Source organism: Mesorhizobium sp. P3_A9, from assembly GCF_056402975.1.
On sequence record NZ_JBFUGJ010000023.1, the window covers coordinates 32,086 to 40,369 of the forward strand.

General features: G+C 64.0%; 9 protein-coding genes. 1 reads left to right on the forward strand and 8 read right to left on the reverse strand.

Going from position 1 to position 8,284, the window contains the following annotated elements:
- Nucleotides 1-72: 72 nt before the first annotated feature.
- The 8 genes from dapA to AC1DX0_RS06560 all read right to left on the reverse strand — a co-directional run bounded on the left by dapA (nucleotide 73) and on the right by AC1DX0_RS06560 (nucleotide 7,052).
- The gene (dapA, locus tag AC1DX0_RS06525) at nucleotides 73-1,122 is read right to left on the reverse strand and encodes a 4-hydroxy-tetrahydrodipicolinate synthase (RefSeq protein ID WP_477354721.1); all 1,050 of its coding nucleotides are present in this window, start codon (nucleotides 1,120-1,122) and stop codon (nucleotides 73-75) included.
- A gap of 366 nt (nucleotides 1,123-1,488) precedes the next feature.
- Complete coding sequence (locus AC1DX0_RS06530) at nucleotides 1,489-1,710, reverse strand: hypothetical protein (protein WP_477354724.1); 222 nt, start codon at nucleotides 1,708-1,710, stop codon at nucleotides 1,489-1,491.
- A 16-nt stretch (nucleotides 1,711-1,726) separates the two neighbouring features.
- Nucleotides 1,727-1,918, reverse strand: a complete 192-nt coding sequence (locus tag AC1DX0_RS06535) for a hypothetical protein (RefSeq protein ID WP_477218646.1) — start codon at nucleotides 1,916-1,918, stop codon at nucleotides 1,727-1,729.
- Nucleotides 1,919-2,104: 186 nt separating this feature from the next.
- Complete coding sequence (locus tag AC1DX0_RS06540) at nucleotides 2,105-3,763, reverse strand: FAD-binding dehydrogenase (protein WP_477218645.1); 1,659 nt, start codon at nucleotides 3,761-3,763, stop codon at nucleotides 2,105-2,107.
- Nucleotides 3,764-3,803: 40 nt separating this feature from the next.
- A complete protein-coding gene (locus tag AC1DX0_RS06545; protein ID WP_477218644.1) occupies nucleotides 3,804-4,790 on the reverse strand; it encodes a Gfo/Idh/MocA family protein in 987 nt (328 codons plus the stop codon).
- Between the two features lie 80 nt (nucleotides 4,791-4,870).
- Nucleotides 4,871-5,446, reverse strand: coding sequence for a YceI family protein (locus AC1DX0_RS06550; RefSeq protein WP_477354727.1), 576 nt, complete (start codon nucleotides 5,444-5,446; stop codon nucleotides 4,871-4,873).
- Nucleotides 5,447-5,513: 67 nt separating this feature from the next.
- Nucleotides 5,514-6,086, reverse strand: coding sequence for a cytochrome b (locus AC1DX0_RS06555; protein ID WP_477218642.1), 573 nt, complete (start codon nucleotides 6,084-6,086; stop codon nucleotides 5,514-5,516).
- Between the two features lie 75 nt (nucleotides 6,087-6,161).
- Nucleotides 6,162-7,052 carry a LysR family transcriptional regulator gene (locus AC1DX0_RS06560; protein WP_477218641.1) on the reverse strand — a complete coding sequence of 297 codons (891 nt, stop codon included), beginning with the start codon at nucleotides 7,050-7,052 and terminating at the stop codon, nucleotides 6,162-6,164.
- Between the two features lie 96 nt (nucleotides 7,053-7,148).
- Here AC1DX0_RS06560 and AC1DX0_RS06565 point away from each other — a divergent pair, with 96 nt between their 5' ends.
- Entirely contained in the window at nucleotides 7,149-8,144 is a 996-nt protein-coding gene (locus AC1DX0_RS06565) for an aldo/keto reductase (RefSeq protein WP_477218640.1), read from the forward strand.
- Nucleotides 8,145-8,284 lie beyond the last annotated feature (140 nt).

Below are 8,284 nucleotides of genomic sequence, written 5' to 3' on the forward strand. Positions count from 1 at the left end.
AAAGCGCTCCGCACCGGTGAATGGATCGTCCAGCCGGGGCTGGCTTACGCCGTCGATGGCAACGCGCTTCCGTCAAAGCCGCCACGGCGTGGACGAGGCAAGCGCCGGCCCTGATTGCACGACGCCGGCACTACCGCCATTCAGCGTCAACATGGCCTCGCGTATCGCGACCGCGGTTTCAGGGCGAACAGCTGTCATCGGCAAACGGACATCCGGGCTCAGCCCCAGCGCCAGGCTCAGCGCATATTTGACCGGCACGGGATTGCTCTCCAGTTCAAGCGCCGCGATCAGCGGCCGCAGGCGATGATGGACGGCCCGGGCGGTGTGGTGGTCGCCCTGCCGGCAGGCATCATGCATCTCGACGCACAGTCGCGGCGCAACGTTGGAGACCACCGAGATCGTCCCGCGCCCGCCCATCGTGTTGAAGCCGAACGCCGTCGCGTCATGGCCGGAGAGGCAGATGAAGCGACGCCTGAGCACGGGCGGAAGCGTGGATAGCCGGCTTACCTCGCCTGTGGCGTCCTTGATGCCGACGATGGTCGGAATCTGCGCCAGGCGCTCGATCGTCTCCTCCGACAGGTCGACGCCGGTTCGTGCCGGCACATTGTAGACGATGATCGGTATCCTGACCTTGGCTGCGACCGCCTCGAAGTGGCGAAAGATTCCTTCCTGGCTCGGCCTGTTGTAGTAGGGCGTCACGATGAGGGCGGCGTCGGCGCCAAAGGCTTCGGCGGCGGTCGAAAAGGCGATCGTCGTCTCGGTGCTGTTCGTGCCGGTGCCGGCGATAACTGGCACCCTGCCGGCCGCGATTTTCACGCACAGCGCAATGATGTCCAGGCGCTCCTCCCACGACAGGGTCGGCACCTCACCTGTGGTGCCGCACGGCACCAGCCCGTTGATCCCTTGTTCGATCTGCCAGCGCAACAGCGCGGTCAGCTGCTTCAGATCGACCTCGCCGTCGGTGAACGGCGTCACCAGCGCGGTCATCGCTCCGGTCAGGCGTATTCGGGCTTGTTCTGGTGTCATGGCAATCAGAGTCTCCTGAGTGAATTCTTGGATGCACCGTCTCTTCGAGATGCGAGGAAAGCAGGGCCGACAGAAATGCGGCAGCCAGATCCACATGGTCTGCTTCGATTGTGGCGGCCCGAGCCGTTTTCCCTACGGATGTGATTTGAATGGAACAGAGCCAGCGCACGCCGATCTTGCTGATGGCCGACACCGAACGCTCCGGTTTCGACGCAGCGACCAGCAGTAGGACGGCGTCTAGGATGGCGCCGACCTCCATCAGGCCGGCAAACCGGCGGCCTTGCCGGGACGATCTGTCGAGCGACAGGGCGCGTGCCGCCTCCCAAAGCTGGTGCTCAAGCAGCCTGCCGACATGCGGCAGCCGATCAAGCAATCCGGTGAGATCGGCGCTGTTTGGCCCAGCAATGTCGTTGGAGTTGTCCATGGCCAGATCGTTCCGACCAGCGCGGAACCGGGCGCGGCTCAGTTGAACAGGGAAAGCCGCACGCTTGCCGGCGCGAAGCGTATTGCACCGGCGCGATGGCCGCTTTCCATCGTGGCGAAACGCACAGCGGAATTCCTGTCGGCAAAAACGCCGCCGGTCTGGCCTTCTTCGTCACGCGCGATCCAGTGGCCTTCGCCATCGCKCCCGACGACGAAGCGGTGAAGGGCATTTCCGTCAGGAGGAATAGGGGAGCTTTGCATGGTCATCTCATGCCTTTCAGGAAAGCTGGGCAGCGATCGCGGCGGCGGCCACCAAGGCGCCGACGACCAGAAGCCACCATGTCGGTGTGAAGGGCGCGACCAGGCTGACCTGCGGGCGATTGCTGTTCGCCGCGCGCCTGATCTGTTCGACCTGCGACGCCGGCAAAGGGCGATGAGTGGGCAGATAAAGCCCGTCTGAGAGGAACATCGAAGACTTCCTTCTTTCCGCCGCCACGAGGTGGCGGCTGCCTGCAGCGGCTCAGCACCGGCTACACTCAGAAAGATAAAAGCATCGGCATTTGTATTCGAGGCGGGCGAAATCTGAAAAATATAAAAAAGTCATATGTTTATCGCCCGAGCGTATAGGAGCCCAGGCAACAGCGATGGCGTCGTTTCACGCCACCGAGCGTGCCACCGCCCGGCCGGCGCTACGGCCGGAAAAGATACAGCCACCAAGGAACGTGCCTTCCAGCGCCGCGTAGCCATGCACGCCGCCGCCACCGAAACCGGCCGCTTCGCCCACCGCATAGAGCCCCGGCACCGGCTGGCCATCGGCGCCCAGCACGCGGCTGTCGAGATCGGTCTGCAGGCCGCCCAGCGTCTTGCGGGTTAGGATGTTGAGCCGCACCGCGATCAGCGGGCCATTTGCCGGGTCGAGCATCTTGTGCGGCTTGGCCGTGCGGATGAGCTTGTCGCCCAGATAGGCACGGGCGCCGCGTAGCGCGGTGATCTGCATGTCCTTGGAGAACGGATTGTCGAGTTGTCTGTCGCGGGCGCGGATCTCGCGCTCCACCTGGGTGAGATCGAGCAGCGGCTCGCCGCCGGCCAGYGCATTCATGCGGGCAACCAGCTTCGAAAGGTCGGCTTCGACGATGAAATCCTCGCCCTTCTCCATGAAGGCTTTCACCGGTCCTGGGATGCCTGAGGTGGCGCGGCCGAGCACCTGGCGCCAGCTCTTGCCGGTCAGGTCCGGGTTCTGTTCGGAGCCCGACAGCGCGAATTCCTTCTGGATGATCTTCTTGGTCAGGATGAACCAGGAATAGTCGAAGCCGGTGCTCATGATGTGGCTGAGCGTGCCCAGTGTGTCGAAGCCGGGATAGAGCGGCACCGGCAGTCGCTTTCCGCGCGCGTCGAGCCACAGCGACGACGGGCCGGGCAGGATGCGGATCGCATGCTCGGTCCAGATCGGCGCCCAGTTCTTGATGCCTTCGACATAGTGCCACATGCGGTCGCGGTTGATGATCGAACCGCCGGCGGCTTCCGTGATCGCCAACATGCGGCCGTCGACATGGTCGGGCACGCCGGTGATCATGCGTTTTGGTGCGGCACCCAGCCGCTTGGGCCAGTTTTCCCGCACCAGCTGATGATTGGCGCCGATGCCGCCGGAAGCGACGATCACCGCTTGCGCATGAAGTTCGAAATCGCCGGCGACATCGCGCGAACTCTTGCGGCCGCGCTCGACCGTGCTCGGCTGCAATATATCGCCGCGCACGCCGGTCACGACAGCGCCTGTTCGCGTCAGTTCATTGACGCGGTGACGGAATTTGAAGCTGATCAGTCCACGCTTCTGCGCTTCGCGCACGCGCAGGACAAAGGGCTCGAGCACGCCGGGGCCGGTGCCCCAGGTGATATGGAAGCGTGGCACCGAATTGCCGTGGCCGATGGCATTGCCGCCGCCGCGCTCGGCCCAGCCGACGACGGGAAAGAATTTCAGGCCGCGCTGCAGCAGCCAGGACCGTTTCTCGCCGGCGGCGAAGCCGACATAGGCTTCCGCCCATTTGCGCGGCCAGAAATCTTCCGGCCGGTCGAAGGCGGCGGTGCCCATCCAGTCATCGAGCGCTAGGTCGTGCGAATCGCGGATGCGCATGCGCCGCTGCTCGGGAGAATCGACGAGGAAAAGCCCGCCGAACGACCAGAACGCCTGGCCGCCCAGCGACTGCTCCGGCTCCTGGTCGACGATGATGATCTTCTTGCCGGCCTCGGCAAGCTCGGCAGCGGCAACCAGCCCGGCAAGGCCGGCGCCGACAATGATCACGTCCGCGTCGTCAGCCATTTTTCCTCCCAGAATTAGCCGGCTATTTTATTGCAGAGAGTTAGACGGCTTCCCATCCGTCCTTGCCGCCGGCGCGGAAGATGGCGTCGATGACCTTCTGGTTGAGCACGGACTCCTCCAGCGTGAAGACACGTTCCTTGCCGCCCTGTGCGGCGCGCGCAAAAGTCTCGACCTCCAGCCGGTACTGCTGCGTGCCGGGGAAGCGGAACACTTGCGCTTCGGTGTGGTTCTGGTTGTGCAGTTCGACGCGGTGATGGTCGTAGAGCCCGGCATTGAAGGGCGAAAAGACCTCGATGAAACCCTCCTCGCCGTGGAACACCATCACCTGCCGCGCCGCCATYTGCGTCGACAGGTAGAAGGACAGTTCGAAGTCGCCGAAATCGGCGCGGATCGAGGAGTAGATGTCGGTGCCGAATTTYTTGTCGCGCTCGATCGTCGCCTGGACACGGATAGGTTCCTTGCCGGTCGAAAAGCGCGTCGACACGGTCGGGTAGACGCCGATATCGGGCAGCGCGCCGCCGCCAAGGTCGAGCTGGTTGCGCATGTTGTTGGGGTCGACATTGTAGTAGGAGAACGCGCCCTGCACATGGCGCAGCCGGCCGATGGCATCGCTGGCAATGAGGTCGCGCACCTTGATCCATTGCGGGTGGTAGATGACCATGAAGGCTTCGCAGACCAGCACTTTCCTGGCGTCGCGCAGCTTGATCAGTGGCGCGATGTCCTTGGCGTCGAGCGCGAGCGGCTTCTCGACCAGCACATGTTTTCCGGCTTCGATGGCTTTCGCCGTCCATTCGACATGCTGCGATGTCGGCAGCGGGATATAGACGCCGTCGACTTCTTTGGAAGCGAGCAGTTCCTCGTAGGATCCGAAGGCGTGGCGGGCGCCAAACCGCTCACCCAACGCCTTGGCCTTCGACAGGTCGCGGCTGGCGATCGCCGACAGCACGCCGTTCTCCGCCTCGACGATTGCCGGCAACAACTGCTCGCGGCCGATCTTGGCCGTCGACAACACACCCCATCGGAACATCGCACTCTCTCCATGTCGATTATATCAGACGAGGTTTGCCCGAAATCGATGGAAAAGCCAATGCGGAGTGCCGTAGCAAACTAACCCCGCTTGCCCGTCAGCGTCATGTCGAARTCGACGAYRTTSGAATAGAKCGGCGTRCCGACATCCATGCCGTAGCGCGASCGCAGCACCTTGCCGGTGACATGGAATTTKATCGYGCCGSCCTTSAACCCATCGAGCTCGGCGGTAAACTTTTCCGGAAACGTCTTGCCGCGCGCCGTCAGCCTACCGGTGACAAGGGCCGATGTGTCGCCGGTGCGGGTCACGCTGGTCGAGCGGAACTGGATCTCCGGGCTGTTGGCCGCATCGAACACCGCGTCGGAGCGCAGGAACGCATCGATGCGGCCCTGGCCGGTGCCGACGCTTTCCGGATAGATGGTGAGGTCGACCTTCGAGCGCCCGACATCGCCATTGTCGATACGGATCGTGCCCTTGAAGCGGGCAAAGGCGCCGTCGAAGCCGCCACCGCCGGCCTTGCCTATGGTGAAACGGATGCTGGAGCCTGCCGTACTGACCGTGTAGCTGCCGGCGGCGTCGTTCAACGCTACTGCCGCGGCTGCGGGCACGGCAAGGCATGCGGCAAAAGCCGCGAATCCAAGGATGCGCGCATGCATGGGATGGTTCCTTTCCTGGAGACAACGCTTTTCGCGTCCTTACCCACCAACGAGCGTGGTCGCCGGTCTATTCCCCACCTGACGAAGGCGTGATCATGCGTGCTAGCACGCTGTCGCGCAGCAGGAAGTGGTGGCGGAGCGCGGCGCCGACATGCAGCGCGACCAGCGCGATGCCGGCATAGGCGAGATACCAGTGCGCTGCCGCCCAGAAGCTTTCGGCGGCATCGGATTCGGTGAGCGGCAGATTGGGCATCACGAACAGGTTGAACGGCATGGTGGGGATTTCCAGCATCGAAACCGAAACCAGCACCCAGCCCGACAAGGGCAAGGCGATCTGGAAGGCATAAAGCGCCAGATGCGCGAGCGGCGCTGAACGCCGCTCCAGGGCGCCGACCGAAGCCGGCAGCGGCGGCGGCGCATTGCCGAGCCGCCAACCGATGCGCAGGATGATGAGGCCAAGCAGCAGAAAGCCCAGCGATTTGTGAAGCTGGATCAGCTCGAAGGCCATGCGCTGGCTGGTCAGTCGCACCATAATGAAGCCGAGGGCGAACTGGCCGATGAAGATGACGCCGATCAGCCAGTGGAGGAGGATCGTCGCCCAACCGTAGCGGGTTGGGGTGTTGGTGATTGAGGTCTTCATAACGCGTTAACGAACGCCGGGTCAGCTTTCGTCCAGCGCCCTTCACCCCTCCCAAGGGAGGGTGAGGCGCGCGCTCTACACACTCACCTTGAAGAAATCGACAAACGCCCTCAGCGCTGGCCGCATCTGGCGGTGGCTGGGATAATAAACGAAGAACCCGTCGAAGGAGGGGCACCAGTCCTCCAGCACGCGGATCAGCCTGCCGTCGGCGAGCGGGGCGCGGACATAAGGCTCGAAGACGAAGGCAAGCCCGGCGCCGTCGACCGCCGCCTGCGCGATCAGATGGTCCTCGTCGAGGATCAGCGGCCCTTGCGTGGCGATCTCGATCTCCTCGCCGCCCTTGGCGAATTCCCAGCGGTAGAGAATGCCACTGGAAAAGCGGAAGCGGATGCAGCGATGGTCGGCAAGGTCGCGCGGGTGGTGCGGCTTGGGGCGCTCGGCGAAATAGGATGGCGCGCCGACCACCGCGCCGCGAAGGTCCGGCCCGATACGCACCGCGATCATGTCGCGCTGCAGGCTCTCGCCGAGCCGCACGCCGGCATCGAAACCGCCTTCCACCACATCGGTGAAGCGGTCCTCGATGCCGATCTCCAGCACGATGTCGGGATAGGCCGCGGCAAAGGCGCCGAGCCGCGGCGTCAGCACCAGATGCGCTGCCGTGCGCGGCACGCTGAGCCTGAGATTCCCGGTCGGCCGGTCGCGCGACTCGACCGCCGTCTCCAGCGCCAGGTCGATCTCGGAAAGCGCCGGCCGCAATCGCTCCAACAGCTGTGCGCCTTCTTCCGTCGGCGCGACGCTGCGCGTGCTGCGTGCCAGCAGTCGCACACCAAGCCGCGCCTCCAGGCTGGACACGGCGTGGCTGACCGCCGACGGCGCGATGGCCAATTCCCTGGCCGCGCCGCGAAAGCTGCCACATTGGGCAACGGTTGCCAGTACCGCCAGTTGCGAGAGATGCGCACGATTCATTGATCTATTTCTTGGAACAGCCCGTGCTAAGATGAGCCTATTATCGAACACAAGGCAAGGCGCTATCTCCTCGGCATCACAACAAGGAGACGCGTGATGCAAACCCGCAAACTAGGACCTGAACTCGAAGTCTTCCCGGTCGGCCTCGGCTGCATGGGCATGAGTTTCGTTTATGGCGGCCAGCCGGAGGCAGAGGCGATCGCCACGCTGCACCGCGCCGTCGAGATCGGCGTCAACTTCTTCGACACGGCCGAAGTCTACGGCCCTTACGAGAACGAGATCCTGCTCGGCAAGGCACTGAAGTCGGTGCGCAACAAAGTGACGATTGCGACGAAATTCGGCTTCAAGATTTTGGAGGAAGGCACCGGCCTCGACCGCATGGCCGGCGTCGACAGCCGCCCCGAGCACGTCAAGGCGGTGGCCGAGGCCTCGCTGAAGCGGCTCGGCACCGATGTCATCGACCTCTACTACCAGCACCGCGTCGACCCCAACGTKCCGATCGAGGACACGGTCGGCGCCATGGCCGAACTGGTGCGCGAGGGCAAGGTGCGCGCGCTTGGCCTGTCGGAGGCAAGTGCCGCGACCATCCGCCGGGCGCATGCCGTGCATCCGATCGCGGCCGTGCAGAGCGAATACTCGCTGTGGAGCCGCGACCCGGAAGAAGACGTCTTCGCCGTCTGCCGCGAACTCGGCATCGGCTTCGTCCCTTATAGCCCGCTCGGCCGTGGCCTGCTGACGGGCACCATCGCCAAGCCCGAAACGCTTGACGATGGCGACTGGCGCCGCACCTTGCCGCGCTTCCAGGCCGAGGCCATGGAAGCCAACGCAAAGGTAATCAAGACGCTGGAAAAGCTGGCGACGGAGAAGGGCGTCACCTCGGCGCAGCTGGCGCTGGCCTGGGTGCTGCACCAGGGCGATTTCATCGTGCCGATCCCCGGTGCACGAAAAATCCGTCATCTCGAGCAGAACACGGCGGCGGCTGGGGTTGAGCTGAGTGCTGCCGAGGTTGCGGCGATTGGTGAGGCGCTGTCGCCGGATAAGGTGATGGGCAAGCGCTACACCGAGGAGTTGCTGGCGCTGGTSAAYGGGTGAGCAGTGGTCGGCGCGAAGAAGGGGCGCTTCAGCGCCCCTTCTTCAATGCTGCGCGATGCGAATGATTTTAAAAGGTCGGCGCGAGGCACCCCCCTCTGTCCTGCCGGACATCTCCCCCGCAAGGGGGGAGATCGGATGTC

Bases quoted from the DNA above. Each gene is read 5' to 3' on its own strand.
- AC1DX0_RS06555 (WP_477218642.1), bottom strand. From the start codon at position 6,086: ATGAAGACCTCAATCACCAACACCCCAACCCGCTACGGTTGGGCGACG.
- dapA (WP_477354721.1), bottom strand. From the start codon at position 1,122: ATGTGGATCTGGCTGCCGCATTTCTGTCGGCCCTGCTTTCCTCGCATC.
- AC1DX0_RS06535 (WP_477218646.1), bottom strand. From the start codon at position 1,918: ATGTTCCTCTCAGACGGGCTTTATCTGCCCACTCATCGCCCTTTGCCG.
- AC1DX0_RS06560 (WP_477218641.1), bottom strand. From the start codon at position 7,052: ATGAATCGTGCGCATCTCTCGCAACTGGCGGTACTGGCAACCGTTGCC.